General features: G+C 71.4%; 13 protein-coding genes and 1 pseudogene. 9 read left to right on the top strand and 5 right to left on the bottom strand.

The annotated features are described in order from the left end of the window. The first annotated feature begins 70 nt into the window (after positions 1-70). Positions 71-1,333 (top strand): AI-2E family transporter, encoded by a 1,263-nt coding sequence (locus PINTE_RS04840; protein WP_245642806.1) that lies wholly within the window; start codon positions 71-73, stop codon positions 1,331-1,333. Between the two features lie 254 nt (positions 1,334-1,587). Here PINTE_RS04840 and PINTE_RS04835 read toward each other — a convergent pair whose 3' ends face one another. Together PINTE_RS04835 and PINTE_RS04830 are read right to left on the bottom strand one after the other, a co-directional pair. Beyond that, positions 1,588-2,565, bottom strand: a complete 978-nt coding sequence (locus PINTE_RS04835) for a Gfo/Idh/MocA family protein (RefSeq protein ID WP_068427026.1) — start codon at positions 2,563-2,565, stop codon at positions 1,588-1,590. Between the two features lies 1 nt (position 2,566). Continuing rightward, entirely contained in the window at positions 2,567-3,751 is a 1,185-nt protein-coding gene (locus PINTE_RS04830) for a trans-sulfuration enzyme family protein (protein WP_068427025.1), read from the bottom strand. 301 nt (positions 3,752-4,052) lie between these two features. Between PINTE_RS04830 and argA the strand changes: the two genes are divergently transcribed. The 4 genes and pseudogenes from argA (at position 4,053) to PINTE_RS24980 (ending at position 9,613) form a co-directional block, all read left to right on the top strand. Beyond that, on the top strand, positions 4,053-5,420 hold the full coding sequence (argA, locus tag PINTE_RS04825; RefSeq protein WP_245642805.1) for an amino-acid N-acetyltransferase: 1,368 nt from the start codon (positions 4,053-4,055) through the stop codon (positions 5,418-5,420). Between the two features lie 166 nt (positions 5,421-5,586). Then, positions 5,587-7,479 carry a potassium transporter Kup gene (locus tag PINTE_RS04820; RefSeq protein ID WP_068427023.1) on the top strand — a complete coding sequence of 631 codons (1,893 nt, stop codon included), beginning with the start codon at positions 5,587-5,589 and terminating at the stop codon, positions 7,477-7,479. 64 nt (positions 7,480-7,543) lie between these two features. After that, positions 7,544-9,001, top strand: a pseudogene (locus PINTE_RS04815) (KUP/HAK/KT family potassium transporter); the annotation flags it as partial. Further along, complete coding sequence (locus PINTE_RS24980; RefSeq protein WP_505803055.1) at positions 8,987-9,613, top strand: KUP/HAK/KT family potassium transporter; 627 nt, start codon at positions 8,987-8,989, stop codon at positions 9,611-9,613. The pseudogene PINTE_RS04815 and the gene PINTE_RS24980, both read left to right, overlap by 15 nt. Before the next feature lie 100 nt (positions 9,614-9,713). Here the strand turns inward: PINTE_RS24980 and PINTE_RS04810 are convergent, their stop codons facing one another. From PINTE_RS04810 to PINTE_RS04800, 3 genes are all read right to left on the bottom strand, one after another. Beyond that, the gene (locus tag PINTE_RS04810; RefSeq protein WP_068427021.1) at positions 9,714-10,739 is read right to left on the bottom strand and encodes a zinc-dependent alcohol dehydrogenase family protein; all 1,026 of its coding nucleotides are present in this window, start codon (positions 10,737-10,739) and stop codon (positions 9,714-9,716) included. Between the two features lie 206 nt (positions 10,740-10,945). Beyond that, the gene (locus PINTE_RS04805; RefSeq protein ID WP_068427018.1) at positions 10,946-11,278 is read right to left on the bottom strand and encodes a YnfA family protein; all 333 of its coding nucleotides are present in this window, start codon (positions 11,276-11,278) and stop codon (positions 10,946-10,948) included. A gap of 116 nt (positions 11,279-11,394) precedes the next feature. Beyond that, positions 11,395-11,904 (bottom strand): GNAT family N-acetyltransferase, encoded by a 510-nt coding sequence (locus PINTE_RS04800; RefSeq protein ID WP_068427016.1) that lies wholly within the window; start codon positions 11,902-11,904, stop codon positions 11,395-11,397. Between the two features lie 84 nt (positions 11,905-11,988). Between PINTE_RS04800 and PINTE_RS04795 the strand changes: the two genes are divergently transcribed. The 4 genes from PINTE_RS04795 (at position 11,989) to PINTE_RS04785 (ending at position 15,175) form a co-directional block, all read left to right on the top strand. After that, positions 11,989-12,372, top strand: a complete 384-nt coding sequence (locus PINTE_RS04795) for a DMT family transporter (RefSeq protein WP_245642804.1) — start codon at positions 11,989-11,991, stop codon at positions 12,370-12,372. A gap of 2 nt (positions 12,373-12,374) precedes the next feature. After that, the gene (locus tag PINTE_RS04790; RefSeq protein ID WP_174523988.1) at positions 12,375-12,695 is read left to right on the top strand and encodes a DMT family transporter; all 321 of its coding nucleotides are present in this window, start codon (positions 12,375-12,377) and stop codon (positions 12,693-12,695) included. An 84-nt stretch (positions 12,696-12,779) separates the two neighbouring features. Then, positions 12,780-13,178, top strand: coding sequence for a hypothetical protein (locus tag PINTE_RS22540; RefSeq protein ID WP_157087085.1), 399 nt, complete (start codon positions 12,780-12,782; stop codon positions 13,176-13,178). Then, the gene (locus PINTE_RS04785) at positions 13,136-15,175 is read left to right on the top strand and encodes a glycoside hydrolase family 3 N-terminal domain-containing protein (RefSeq protein ID WP_157087084.1); all 2,040 of its coding nucleotides are present in this window, start codon (positions 13,136-13,138) and stop codon (positions 15,173-15,175) included. The genes PINTE_RS22540 and PINTE_RS04785 overlap by 43 nt, the downstream gene beginning before the upstream one ends. Positions 15,176-15,264: the final 89 nt, after the last annotated feature.

Raw genomic sequence — 15,264 nt, 5'->3', positions numbered from 1 at the left:
GCCTGGCAGCACCTCCCGGGCGCGATCACCCCCGGGGACTGCGAGCGGCGCAACGGTGAAGGGGACGCGAGTGTTGGGTCGGGCCCGAAGAGTCGACGACGCGCCCGCCGCCGCACCGCCACCCGCCGAACCGACGACCCGACTGGTCGTCGACGCGCGGTCGGTGTGGGTGGCCGCGTGGATCGTCGTCTGCGTCGTGGCGCTCGCGCTCTTCGTGCGGTTCGTGTTCGCCGACGGCGGGTCGATCTTCTTCAGCCTCGCGCTGGCCTTCTTCTTCGCGCTGGCGATCGAGCCGGTCGTGCGGCGGCTCGCGCGCCGCATGCCGCGGGCCGCCGCCACCGGTCTGACGTTCGTGGCGCTCGCCGTGTTGGTCACCGCCTTCTTCGCGACGTTCGGGCGCATGCTCACCGACCAGCTCGCCGCGCTCGTGCAGAGTGCGCCGCAGGTCGTCACGACGGTGCTCGACTCGTTCAACCACCGCTTCCACACCGCCTACACGACCGACACGATCCTGGGCGACCTCGGCGTCACGAGCGAGGAGGTCACGAGCCTGGCGGGCGCGATCGCCGGCGGCCTCGTCGGCCTCGTGAGCAACACGCTCGGGCTCGCCCTGAGCGTCTTCTCGTTCGTCTTCCTCGCCTACTTCGTCTCCGCGGGGCTGCCGAACCTGCGCGCCTGGATCGCCGGGCTGCTGCGGCCGCGCGGGCAGGTCGTGTTCAACACGGTCTGGCAGCTCATGGTCATCAAGGTCGGCGGCTACGTCGCGGCGCGGATGACCCTGGCCGTCATCTCGGGCACGGCGGCCGGGTTGTTCATGTGGTTCATCGACATGCCGTACTGGCTGCCGCTGGGCATGTGGACCGGCCTCGTCGCCCAGTTCGTGCCCACGGTCGGCACGTACATCGCGATCGCGCTGCCGGTCATCGTCGGCTTCGCGAGCGACGAACCCACCGACGGGCTGTGGGTGCTGCTCTTCGCCGTCGCCTACCAGCAGATCGAGAACGTGACGATCGAACCCCGTATCAGCGCCCGCGCCGTCAACCTGCACCCGGCGGTCTCGTTCGTCGCCGCGCTGCTCGGCGCCTCGCTGTTCGGCGTCGCCGGCGCCCTGCTCGGCGTGCCGCTCGCGGCCACGATCATGGCGATCTTCGACATCTACAGCCAGCGCTACGAGGTGTCGAGCGCCGCGGAACACGAGGCCGCCGCCCTCGTCGAATCGGCCCGCGGCCCCCACGAGGGCGGCGTGCTCGCCGCCCGGCGCTCGCGAGCGCACGCCGAATCCGAGCGCACGCGCGCCCGCGGAGACGCCACCGCCGAAGCCCTCGCCGAGTAGCGCGGCCTCGCGCCCCCGGCCGCGGCACCCGCGCTCCCGACCACCCGCATGCCCGACCACACGCCCGACCCCCGCGCACTCGCGCACCCGCACCCGCACCCGCACCCGAGCACGTTTTCCACAGGCCTGTGGACACCCCTCGGACTATCACCGCGCTGGGCCGTCAGCGCACGAACTCGAGAAACCGCAGGTCAGAGCCCTGACCCCGCTCTGGGGCTCGACGCGGTGATAGTCCGAACGGTGGCGGCCCGGGGTCAACCGGCCGCCCGAGCGGCGTCGATGAGGCGGGCCGCCCCGAGGGACCGCGCCGTCGGCCCCTCCGGCCACTGGCCCGACTCGACGAGATCGGCGAACGCGACGACCTCGTAGGCGAGGTTTCCGTCGACGTCCTCGCCCGCGTCGAGCGTGCCGTCGACGACGTGCTCGACCGGCTCGCTTCCGAGTGGCTCGACCCGCAGTCGCCGCGGCCGGCTGATGTGGTCGATGACGAGCGTCGCTGCCTCGCCTTGGATTTCGCTGGGCAGCGCCGACGCGGTGATCTTCGAGTACGTCAGCGTCGCGACGAGCCCCGGGTAGCCGGCGACGATCACGCCGGCCGCGTCCGCGCCGGTCGGCAGCTCGATGGGGGCCGAGGTGACGGTCTGCGGCTCGCCGAAGAGGTCGACGCACGGGCTGGCGACGTACACGCCGAGGTCGAACAGCGCGCCGCCGCCGACCGCCGGGTCGAAGATGTTGACCCGCTCCCCGGCGAGCACCCGCTCGTACCGCGAGGAGCGTTGCACGTAGCGCAGATTCGCCAGACGCACGGGTCCGAGCGTCGGCAACAGCTCGCGGATGGCGGCCATGCCCGGGTCGAATGCCGAGCGCATGGCCTCCAGCAGCACCACGCCCCGGTCCCGGGCGAGGTCGAACAGCTCCTGGGCCTGCGCGGCGGTGAACACCAGCGGCTTCTCGCACAACACGTGCTTGCCCGCCGCGAGCGCCGCCCGCGCGTGCTCGGCGTGCGCGGTGTTCGGCGAGGCCACGTAGACCGCGTCGACATCGGCCGCCGACAACACCGCCTCCAGGTCGGATTCGCCACGGCCCGCGCCGATCTCGGCGGCGAACTGCTGCGCGCGCAGCCGGTCGCGGGAGTGGGCCACGGTGATCGTCGCGCGCCCGCTGAGCCGGGTCGCGGCGGCGAAGTTGCGGGTGATGACGCTCGTGCCGATGGTCGCGAAGCGCACGCTCATGTCAGGTCCTCTCGTCGGGTGCCGGCAACCCGCCGGGCGCGTCGGATGCACCGAGCGAGGCGAGCCGGTCGAGGGCAGCCTCGAGGTCGGCCCACAGGTCGTCGACGTCCTCGATGCCGACCGACAGGCGAACGAGCGAGTCGGGCACGACGTCGTAGCGCCGGCGGCGCTCGATGAGCGACTCGACGCCGCCGAGGCTCGTTGCGTGCGCCCACAGCGTGGTCGTGGCGCACACCGACTCGGCCGCGGCGGCGCCACCCCGAACCTCGATCGCGAGCATCGCGCCCTGGCCCGGGTAGCGCACGCGCTCGACCGCCGGGTGCCCCTGCAGGCGGCCCGCGAGGTCGGCGGCGTTGGCGCAGGCGCGCTCGAATCTCACCGCCAGCGTGCGCAACCCGCGCAGTGCCAGCCACGTCTCGAGGGCCCCGGGCGCGGCGCCGTGCAGGTGCCGGTGGTGGGCGAGCCGCTCGTGCAACCCCGCCCCGTCGTGCGCCCCCTCGCGCACCCCCGCGTTCTCGCCGGGCGAGGCGGTGACGAGCGCACCGAGCAGCACGTCGCTGTGCCCGGCGAGGTACTTGGTGGCCGAGTGCATGACGATGTCGGCCCCGAGCTCGAGCGGGCGACTCAGCAGGGGTGTCGAGAACGTGTTGTCGACGACGCTGGTCACGCCCTGTTCGCGGGAGGCGGTGAGCAGCGCGGGCAGGTCGGCGACGTCCAGCAGCGGGTTGCTCGGCGACTCCAGCCACACGAGGTCTGCGCCGGGCAGCGCGGCGACGACGGCGGCGGTGTCGGTCGGGTCGACCTCGCGGACCGTGTACAGCCCGGCCGCCGCCCCGTCGCGCAGCAGGCTGAGGACGCCCATGTACGCCGACCGCGGTGCGACGACTACGCCACCGACCGGGACGAGCGAGATCGCAGCCGCCGCCGCGGCCATCCCCGACCCGAACGCCAGCGCGCGCCCGCCCTCGAGCCCGCCGAGCGCCTCCTCGAAGGGGCGCCACGCGGGGGTGTCTTCGCGCACGTACGCGAACTCGGCCTCCCGCGCGCCGTCGTGAAGGAACGTGGAGGACAGCGTGATCGGCGGGTTGACCGGCGCGCCCGGCCCGGGTTCGGGCCGCCCCAGCGCCACGCACCTCGTCGCGGCGGCCAGCGATCGGGCAGCCCCGTCGGTGGTGTGTCCGGCCATGCTGACTCCCCTTCTCGCGGTTGCGCGGGCCGGCGCCCGTTCGCGCACCTCACGCTAGCGATCGGCGCCGGGTCAGGGTGGCGGGCGCTGCTGCTGACCTGCGCCAGCACCGACACAGCGCCGCGACCGGCGAGCGTCGCGACGCGCCGAGGCCGCGGACGGCACCGCGAGCCAGCGCGAGCCACCGCGAGCCACCGCGAGCCATCGAGAGCCATCGAGAGCCATCGAGAGCCACCCAGACCCGCCGGATGCACACCGCCGCCCCCGACCACCACCGGTGACGCTGATTACCCTTGCTGGGGTGAGCGACGAGAGGCACTCCCCGGCCGACGGGCCCCTGGCCGGCGAGTCGTTCGTGCGCGCCATCCGCAGCGCCGCGCCGTACGTGCACATGCACCACGGCAAGACGTTCGTCATCGCCTTCCCCGGCGAGGTGTGTGCCCGCGAGGACACCGACCGGCTGCTCGCCGACATCGCGCTGCTGTCGAGCCTCGGGGTGCGGCTCGTGCTCGTGCACGGCGCCCGCCCGCAGATCGAGGCGGAGCTGACGATCCGCGGTATCCGGTCGCGTTTCGAGGGCGACCTGCGGATCACCGACTCCGACACCATCGACGCGGTGAAGGCCGCGGTCGGCATCCTGCGCATGGACATCGAGGCCCGGCTCAGCTCGAGCCTGGCGAACACCCCGATGGCCGGCTCCCGCATCAAGGTGACGGGCGGCAACTGGGTCACGGCCCGCCCGGTGGGGGTGCGCCACGGGGTCGACCACCTGCTCAGCGGGATCGTGCGCAGCGTCGACATCGCCGAGATCCGTCACCAGCTCGCCAGCGACCGCATCGTGCTCGTCTCCCCGGTCGGCTACTCCCCCACCGGCGAGACGTTCAACCTCCGCAACGCCGACGTCGCGGAGGCGGTGGCCACCGGCCTGGGGGCCGACAAGCTGATCTTCATCATCGAGTCCGAGCCCGCCACCTGGGAATTGCCCCGCGACGCCGGCGACGCCGGGCAACTGTCGCTGACCGCCGCCGAGGCGCTCGTCGCCACCCAGCTGCGCGACCTGACCCTCTCGATCGAGGACCGCAACTGCGTGCGGGCGGCGCTCGCGGCCTGCCGCTCCGGCGTGCGCCGCACCCATCTCATCGGCACCGAGGGCGCGAGCCCGCTGCTGCGGGAGCTGTACTCCCGCGACGGCTGCGGGCTGATGATCTCGGCCGAGGACGACTACGAGTCGACGCGGCAGGCCAACGCCGAGGACGTCACGGGAATCATGGAGCTGACCGCTCCGCTCGAACGCGCCGGCATGCTCGTGCCCCGCAGCCGCGAGCAGTTCGAACTCGACATCGACTCCTTCTCGGTGCTCGTGCGCGACGGCACGGTCATCGCCTGCAACGCGCTCGTGGAGTTCCCCACCGACCGCGCCGCCGAATTCGCCTGCGTCGCGGTCGATCCGCACTACCGCGGGCGCGACCTCGCGGCGGTGCTGCTGCGCCGGGCGCGGGCGCGGGGGCGGGCCCTGGGGTATCGCCGGCTGTTCGCGCTGACGACACAGACTCCGCACTGGTTCATCGAACACGGCTTCGTGCTCGGCACGCCGGCCGACCTGCCGGAGGAGCGCCGCGCGACGTATGACGGCGCCCGCAAGTCGCTCGTGCTCATCGACGAGCTGTGACCCGGAGACTGAGAGCCGCCTGAGCCAGCACACATGACCGTGCCGGGTCGCCGGTGCCACGATGTCGGGCGTGGACTCAGAGCGACCCCCGCGCGAGGCCGAACCATCGGAACCAGCCGGGCCACACGGGCCACAAGGGCCTGAGGCGCCCGCAGAGTCCGCCACGATGGCGCTGCCGCGGGCGACGACCCCGCTGCGCAGCCTGGTCCTGGCGGCGCTGGGCATCGTGTTCGGTGACATCGGCACGAGCCCCCTGTACGCCCTGCAGACGGTCTACAGCGCGGATCACAACGCGGTGGCGCCGACCCCGCTCGACGTGTACGGCGTGATCTCCCTCGTGTTCTGGGCCCTGACGATCACCGTGTCGTTCAAGTACGTCGTCATGGTCATGCGGGCCGACAACGACGGCGAGGGCGGCATCCTGTCGCTGACCTCCCTGCTGCGGCGCTCCATGCACGGCCCGCGCTCGCCCGTCATCGTCACCTCCCTGGGCATCGTCGGGGCCGGCCTCTTCTACGGCGACTCCGTCATCACCCCGGCGATCTCGGTGATGTCGGCGATCGAGGGGCTGCAGGTGGTCAACCCAGGCGCCGGCGAACTCGTGGTGCCCGTCTCGCTGGTGATCCTCACGGTGCTCTTCGCCTCGCAACGGTTCGGGACCGCCTGGATCGGTCGGGCGTTCGGGCCGGTCATGGTGGTCTGGTTCGCCACGCTCGCCGCCCTGGGCATCCCGGCGATCGCCGCGCATCCGCAGGTGCTGCTCGGGCTGTCTCCCACGTACGCCCTGCAGTTCGCCGCCCAGCGGCCCTTCATCGCGTTCATCGCGATGGGTGCGATCGTGCTGACGATCACCGGCGCCGAGGCGCTCTACGCCGACATGGGGCACTTCGGGCCCAAGCCGATCCGGTTCGCCTGGTTCGGCTTCGTCTTCCCGGCCCTCATCATCAACTACCTCGGTCAGAGCGCCCTGATCCTCACGGATCCGCGCGCCATCGACAACCCGTTCTTCCACCTCGCCCCCGACGCGCTGGCGCTGCCGATCGTCGTGCTCGCGACCGCGGCCACGGTCATCGCCTCCCAGGCCGTCATCTCGGGCGCCTTCTCGGTCTCCCATCAGGCCTTGCACCTGGGGATCATCCCGCGCCTGACGGTGCGGCACACCTCGCTGCAGGAGACGGGTCAGATCTACGTGCCGGTCGTGAACTGGCTCCTGTTCGCCGGGGTCGTCGTGCTCGTCGCCGCGTTCCGCAGCTCCGCCTCGCTGGCCAACGCCTACGGGCTCGCGGCCACGGGAACCCTCGTCGTGACGACCACCCTCTACGGCGGGTTGGCGCGCCGCGGGTGGGGGTGGCCGCTGCCGAAGGTCGCGCTGTTCGTGGTCGTCGTCGGGGTGCTCGAGATCGGCTTCCTCGGCGCGAACATCACGAAGATCCCGCACGGCGGCTGGCTGCCGATCCTCATCGCCAGCCTCGTCATCACCGCGATGACCACGTGGCGCTGGGGCGCCGCCCTCGTGCGCGAACGGCGCATGGAACTCGAGGGCTCGCTGGACGCGTGGCTCGCGCAGGTCGACGCCGGTGCCGTGCAGCGGGTGCCGGGTCAGGCCGTCTTCCTGCACATCAACAAGGAGACGGTGCCGCTGGCGCTCAAGGAGATGCTGCGGTTCAACCACGTCATCCACGAGCAGATCGCGATCGTCTCGGTGCAGGTCGACAATGTGCCGCACGTGCGGCACGTCGAGCGGGTGACGATCACCGACATCGGCACCGCCTCCGACGGGATCGTGGCGATCTCTATCCGGCTGGGCTTCAACGACTCCCAGGACGTGCCGCACAACCTGGAGTGGAGTCACGGGTTGTGCGCCGACTTCGAGTTCGACGCCGAGCAGGCCCGCTACTTCCTTTCGGTGCTCGACGTGCACGCCCGCCCGGGAGGCGGTCTGGTCGGCCTGCGCAAGAAGCTGTTCGTGCTCATCGGCCGCGTCGCGGGCAGCCGCGCCGACTCGTTCCGGCTGCCGCCGAGCCGCACGGCGATCCTCGGCGGGCGCATCGACATCTGACCCGGCCAGCCCCGGCTGAAGTGTCACTGAGAGCGCCCGGCGAGTGCGGGTGGGCGGTGCCACGATGACGGACGTGGAGTCAGGCCCAGGGCCGCGCAACGACCACCCGACCGAGTCGGTGCCCGTCGACGAGCACCCCGCGCCCACCGGTCTCCGGCAGGCCGAGCAGATCGAGCGGGCCGAGCACACCGCGCGGACGGGGTCGACCGCGCTCCCCGTCTCCGGCGACGACCCGGCGACCGAGCCCATGTCTCGGGAGGGGGCGCGGCTGCGCACGCTGCTGCTCGCGGCGCTGGGCATCGTGTTCGGAGACATCGGCACGAGCCCGCTCTACGCGCTGCAGACCGTGTACAGCATCGACCACAACGCCGTCGAACCGACTCCGGACGACGTGTACGGCGTGGTGTCACTGGTGTTCTGGTCGGTGACGACGATCGTCTCGGTCAAATACGTCGTGCTCGTCATGCGGGCCGACAACGAGGGCGAGGGCGGCATCCTGGCCCTGACCGCGCTGCTGCGGCGCCTCATGCGCGGGCCCCGGGCCACGATCGCCATCATCTCCCTGGGGATCGTCGGCGCCGGGCTGTTCTACGGCGACTCGGTCATCACCCCGGCGATCTCGGTGATGTCGGCCATCTAGGGGCTCCAGGTCGTCGACTCGGGGGCGCAGGACCTGGTCGTGCCCGCCTCCCTGGTCATCCTCGCGCTGCTCTTCGCGGTCCAGCGGTTCGGCACCCACTGGGTGGGGCGCGCGTTCGGCCCGGTCATGGTGCTGTGGTTCGCGACCCTGGCCGCGCTCGGCATCCCCGCGATCGTCGCCCACCCCGGCGTGTTGCGCGGGCTGTCTCCCACGTACGCGCTCGCGTTCGCCGTCGACCGGCCGGTCGTCGCGTTCATCGCCATGGGCGCGATCGTGCTGACCATCACCGGCGCCGAGGCGCTGTACGCCGACATGGGTCACTTCGGCGCCCGACCGATCCGGCTCGCCTGGTTCTTCGTCGTCTTTCCCTGCCTGACGGTCAACTACCTCGGGCAGAGCGCGCTCATCCTCACCGACCCCTCCGCCGTCGATCAGCCGTTCTTCCGCCTCGCGCCCCAGCCGCTCGTGCTGCCGATCGTCGTGCTGGCGACGATCGCGACGGTCATCGCCTCCCAGGCCGTCATCTCCGGGGCTTTCTCGGTGTCGCAGCAGGCCCTGCACCTGGGCCTCATCCCGCGGCTGAGCGTGCGGCACACGTCGGAGAGCGAGAGCGGCCAGATCTTCGTGCCGATCATCAACTGGGCGCTGTTCTTCGGCGTCGTCGTGCTCATCCTCGGTTTCCGCAGCTCCCAGGCCCTCGCGAACGCCTACGGGCTGGCCGTCACCGGCACCCTGGTGCTGACCACGATCCTGTACGGCGGGCTCGCGGACCGCGGCTGGCACTGGCCGATGTGGCGCGTCGTCGTGTTCATGGTCGTCGTCGGGGGCCTGGAGGCGAGCTTCCTCGGGGCGAACCTCACGAAGATCATGCACGGCGGGTGGCTGCCGATCGTCATCGCCTCCGGCGTCATCGTCGTCATGACGACGTGGCGGTGGGGCGCTGCCCTCGTGCGGGCCCGCCGCGAGGAACTCGAGGGACCGCTGGATGAGTGGCTCGCGCAGCTCGACACCGGCACGGTCCGCCGGGTGCCGGGCCAGTCGATCTACCTACACACGAACACCCGCACCGTGCCGCTGGCGCTGAAGGAGAGCCTGCGCTTCCACCAGTCCGTGCACGAGCACGTCGCGATCGTCACCGTCGAGGTCGGCAACGTGCCGCACGTGCACCACGTCGACCGGGTGCGGATCACCGACCTCGGCACGCCGAACGACGGCATCGTCGCGATCTCCATCAAGCTCGGCTTCAACGACTCCCCGGACGTGCCGCACAACCTGCGGTGGAGCCAGGGCAAGAGCGACGATTTCGCGTTCGACCCCAAGTGCGCCCGGTACTTCCTGTCCGTGCTCGACGTGCACGCCCGCGAGGGTCGCGGCCCCGTCCTGTGGCGCAAGCACCTGTTCGTGCTGCTCAGCCGGATCGCCGGCAGCCGCGTCGACGCCTTCCGCCTGCCGCCCAGCCGCACCGCCATCCTCGGCGGCCGCGTCTACATCTGAGGCGGCCGTTCGGAGGCGGGACGCGGCCGTCGGAGGCGGGCGTGGGACGCGGCCGTCGGAGGCGGCGTCGGAGCCGGGCGTTCGCAGGCGCCTCGGGCGCTCAGGGCGTGAGCAGCGTCTTGATCGAGCGGCGTTCGTCCATCGCGGCGTAGGCCTGCGCGGCCTGCTCCAGGGGCAGCGTCAGGTCGAAGACCCGGCCCGGGTCGGTCCAGCCGCCGAGCACCCGCTCGAGCAGGCCGGGCAGGTAGGCCCGCACGGGCGCGACCCCGCCGCGCAGGCCGACGTTCTTCCAGAACATGTGCTCCTGCGGAAGGTCGGCCACGTGTGGCACGCCGACCCAGCCGACGAGGCCGCCGGGGCGCGCGCACCGCAGGGCCTGCACGACGGAATCCTGCGTGCCGACGCACTCCAGCACGCAGTCGGCGCCGACGCCCTCGGTGAGCTCGTGCACGGCCTCGACTCCCTCGTCGCCGCGCTCGGCGACGATGTCGGTGGCCCCGAAGACGCGCGCCAGTTCCTGGCGGTCGGCGTGCCGACTCATCGCGATGACGCGTTCGGCGCCGAGGGCGGCAGCGGCGAGCACGCCGGACAGGCCGACCGCACCGTCTCCGACCACGACGGCGGTGGCGCCGGGGGCGACGCCGGCGCAGACCGCGGCGTGCCAGCCGGTGCACGCGACGTCGGAGAGCGCGAGCAGGCTGGGGATCAGCTCCGGCGGCGGCATCTGGTCGGGGCCGCCCGTGGCGAGCAGCGTGCCGTCGGCGTTCTGCACCCGGATGTACTCGGACTGGCAGCCGTCGTAGCCGGTGCCGTGCAGGCAGTTGGCGTGCGCGCCTTTGCGGCACAGCACGCACGTGTTGTCGCTGGTGAGAAAGCCGCCGACGACGAACTGGCCGGGCCGCACGGTGGCGACGTCGGCGCCGACGTCGGTGACGACCCCGACGTACTCGTGGCCGATCGGAGTCGGCTCGCTCACCGGCGCGATGCCGCGGTACCGCCACAGGTCAGAGCCGCACACGCACGCGGCCACCGTGCGGATCACCGCGTCCGTGGGCTCCTGGATCTGCGGCTCCGGTCGGTCCTCGACGCGGATGTCGCCGGGGCCGTAGATGATCGTTCCGCGCATGTGAACCGCTCCTCGCGGGTGGGAGTTGTGGGGGCGGGGACCTGTGGCGCCCGGCCGCCTCCACGGTAGGTCACCGGCGACGCGGCGCAACAGGCACCGCTAATGCCTGCCCCACCGGGGCGGCCCGCCCGGTTCGTCGGGGCCCGCGGTCAGCTGGGCGCGCAGTCAGCGGGAGCGGGGAGCGGGGGCGGGGAGCCGGCGCGCGGTCAGCCGGCGCGCGGGGAGTACATGATGATGCCGACTCCGACCAGGCACACCAGGGCGCCGACGACGTCGTACCGGTCGGGGCGAAAGCCGTCCATGACCATGCCCCACAGCAGCGACCCGGCGACGAACACCCCGCCGTACGCGGCGAGGATGCGCCCGAAGTTCGCGTCGGGCTGCAGGGTGGCGACGAACCCGTAGGCGCCGAGGGCGATCACGCCCGCCCCGATCCACAGCAGGCCGCGCTGCTCGCGTACCCCTTGCCAGACGAGCCACGCACCCCCGATCTCCGCGAGCGCCGCCAGCACGAACAACAGCATCGACCGAGCAACCATCCCCCCAACCTCCCCGAAAACCGCGTCCCCCACTTCCCTGAGAACTGCGTGTCGTGGTGAGAACTGCAGTCCGTGCCGCAGTTCTCACCACGACTCGCAGTTTTCAGGAGAGGGTTTCAGGTCTCAGGGGCGGGTTCAGGGGCATTGGGGGAGAGTTCTTGCACGTAGCAGAGCATGCGGCCGTCGGCCTCGACGTTGGTGAAGCCGTGGCGCTCGTAGAAGCGGCGGGTGTCGGTGTCGACCTCGTCGACGTTGATGTGCATCTCCCCGGCGCCGCGGCCGCGCATCGCCTCCAGCGCGGTGTGCAGCAGCTGGGTGCCGATGCCGCGGTCGCGCAGCGAGGGCACCACGTACAGTTCCTCCAGCTGCGCGAGCGGGCCGTCGTAGTACGGCGTCGGACGCAGCGTGATGAACGCGAACCCCGTTGCACCGGAGACCGATTCCCCGCCTGGCGAGGACTCTTTGACGAGCAGAACGAGCACGTCCTCCCGCGCCAGCAGCCGCGCGAACCGGTCGGCGAACTGTTCGGCCGTCGGTGAGGGCGTGTCGAATTCGGCGTTGAACTGCGCCAGGAGCCGCCCGGCGACCGCGGCGTCGGCGGGCCCGGCCACCTCGATGCGCCTCATCTCCCGATCATCGCCCCGACGCCTGCGTCGAGGCCACCAACCCCGGATGCGCCCCCCGCCACGAGGCCAGTCACACTGGCGGGCGTGCGCACCCGACCGAGCCACTCCGCCAACACCAAAGGCCTGATCTGCCTCGTGGCCGCGATCGTCTCCGAGGTCACCGGGTCGCTGTCGCTGCGCGCTGCGATCGACCAATCCGGTTGGTACGCACTGGTCGTCGTCGCCTATCTCGTCGCGTTCACCCTGCTCGCGGGCACCCTGCGCACGGGGGTTCCGGTCGGGGTCGCCTACGGCCTGTGGGCCGCCGGCGGCGTCGCGCTCACCGCGATCATGTCGCTCGTCGTCTTCGGCGAGCCCATCACCCTCGTCATGGGCATCGGCATCGGGCTCGTCATCGTCGGGGTGCTGCTCATCGAGTTGGGTTCCGGCGGGGCCCACCGCCGCGTCGACGCCGAACGGCCGGCATGACCATGGCCTGGCTCGCCCTCATCGGCGCGATCCTCTTCGAGGTCGGCGGCACGCTGTCGCTGCGCATGGCCGCCACCGGACGGCGGCCCTGGTATCTCGCCGTCGCCGTCGGATACGTCACGGCCTTCGGCCTGCTCGCCGTCGTACTCACCCTCGGCATGCCACTCGGCGTCGCCTACGGCATCTGGTCGGCCTCCGGCGTCGTGCTCACCGCGATCCTCGCTCGGCTGCTCTTCGACGAGTCGCTGACCTGGCTCATGTCACTCGGCATCGCCGTCACGGTCGGCGGTGTGCTGCTCATCGAGACCGGCTCCGTGCACTGAGCCCGAGAATTTCTCAAGGCGTTTTCGTGAGCTGATGAATTCCTTAGTGGCAGTGTGTCGCTCACCCGCCAGAAAGGAATCGTCATGCGTGCACGCCGCACCCTCGCCGCTGTCGTCGTGGGTCTGCTCGCTACCGGGACGACCCTCGCCGCCACCGCCCCCGCCTCCGGCTCCCCGCGCGGCCCGTCGCCCACCGAACGCACCGTCTCCGACGGGAAGACGACGTTCACCGTCGTCACCAATCCCGGGGGCGCCACCCTGAGCTACGTGCCCGGCGGCAAGGTCACCCTGCTGCGCGAGCGCACCGGCTCCGGGGAGCTGGCGTTCAAGGACATGAACGCCAACGGCACGCTCGACACCTGGGAGGACTGGCGCAAGACCCCCGACGAGCGGGCCAAGGCCCTCGCGCAGGAGCTGACGATCCCGCAGATCGAAGGCTCATGCTGTTCAGCAGCCACGAACGCGAGTTCGCCAAGGGCCTGACCGACGCGCAGCGCACCTACCTGCGCGACGATCACCTGCGCAACGTGCTCAACGCGGGCCCCAACGACGTCAACGCCAACGTCACGTGGACCAACGCCGCGCAGGCCTTCACCGAGACCCTCGTCTCGGCGCAGGAGCCGTACGTGCCGGTGAACATCTCCTCCGACCCGCGCTCCACCGCCGGCAACGACTCCGCCTACAACGCCCCGGGCACCGACATCTCCCGGTTCCCGTCGAACATCGGTCTGGCCGCAACGTTCTCGATCGACGCCATGCTCGACTTCGCGAAGACCTCCTCGGCCGAGTACCGCGCGATGGGCATCACCACCGCCCTCGGTCCGCAGATCGACCTCGCCACCGAGCCGCGTTGGTTGCGCGTCGACGGCACGTTCGGCGAGAACACCGCGCACGCCTCCGCGATGGCCAAGGCGTACGTCGACGGGTCGCAGAACACCTATGACGCGCAAGGCCGTTCGACCGGGTGGGGGGCCGACTCCATCGCGACGATGATCAAGCACTGGCCCGGAGACGGTCCGGGCGAGGGCGGCCGCGAGGCCCACCTCAACGCCGGCAAGTACGCGGTCTACCCCGGCGGCAACTACGAGGAGCACACCAAGCCGTTCCTCGCCGCGAAAGAGTCACTCGCGGCGATGAGCTCCTACTCGATCGCCATCGCCAAGGACGGCTCGCCGCTGACCGGCAACCGCGTCGGCTCCGCCTACGACACGGTGAAGATCGACCAGCTGCGCAAGGCCGGATACGACGGGGTGCTGTGCACCGACTGGGGCGTGACCACCGGCTACACCGACCCGAATTCGCCGTTCGGCATGGCGTGGGGCATGGAGAGCGCCACCGTCGAGCAGCGGCACTACGCGGTGCTGCGCGCGGGCCTGGACATGTTCGGCGGCAACAACCGCACCGCCCCGGTCATGGCCGCACATGCGATGTGGCAGAAGGACTTCGAGGCGGGCAAGAACCCGATCAGCGCCGACGAGCGATTCCGTCAATCCGGCACCCGCATCCTGCGAATGCTGTTCGCGCCCGGGCTTTTCGACAACCCATACCTCGACCTCGCGCACTCCCGCGCGGTCGTCGCCAGCGCCGACAAGGTGGAGCGCGGACTGGCCACCCAGCGCGCCTCCGTCGTCATGCTGAAGAACGCCGCCCGCTCCGGTCAGCCGACGATCCGGCAACTGGAGTCCGGCGCCTACCGCGACAAGACGGTCTACATCCCCAGCTCGATCGGGCACGGCTTCCCCAGCGTGTTCTCCCAGGAGACCCAGGACCGCGTCGGGCCGACCATCGACGTCGAGGTCGCCAAGAAGTACTTCGGCCGGGTGCTCACCGACACCCCGGTCAAGGACGCGAACGGCGCGGTCGTCGACTACACGATCCCCGACCTGTCCGACGTCGACCTCGTGCTCATGAGCCTGCGCTCGCCCGACAACGGCGACAACTTCACCGGCGCCGGCATGAACAAGGACGGCACGTTCTACCCGCTGTCGCTGCAGTGGAGGCCGTACACCGCCGACGGCCCGCACGTGCGCCGCACGTCGATCGCCGGTGACCTGCGCCCCGACGGCACGCGGGAGAACCGTTCCTACTACGGCAAGACCTCCAAGATCGGCAACGAGCGCGACCTCGTCTCCCTCGAGAAGGCGATCGCCGCCGTCCGCAAGGTCGAGCAGGCCATGGGCACGACGATCCCGGTCATCGCGGCGGTGCGCGCCAAGACCGCGTTCATCCCGGCCGAGTTCGAGAAGGACGTCGACGCGATCCTCGTCGGCTACTCGATCGCCGACGAACCGCTCCTGGATGTAGCAACCGGACGCTACAACCCGACCGGTCGTCTGCCGATCGCCAGCCCGAAGGACATGGACGCCGTGGAGGCCCAGCTCGAGGACGTCGGCGAGGACACCGCGCCCTACGTCGACTCGGCCGGCAACACCTACGCCTTCGGCTTCGGGCTCGACTGGGGCGGGGTCATCGGTCGCTGACCGCTCGTCGTTCCGGTGGCGCGCGTCGCGGCCCCGACTCCCTCGGCGCGCGTCACCGGTCTGGCCTACGGTGGAAACCCCGGACGCCA

The organism is Piscicoccus intestinalis NBRC 104926, from assembly GCF_001515525.1.
In the GTDB taxonomy this organism is placed as follows: domain Bacteria; phylum Actinomycetota; class Actinomycetes; order Actinomycetales; family Dermatophilaceae; genus Kineosphaera; species Kineosphaera intestinalis.
The sequence above is the reverse complement of the archived record's forward strand: the minus strand, read 5'-3'. Positions and strand labels throughout refer to the sequence as shown.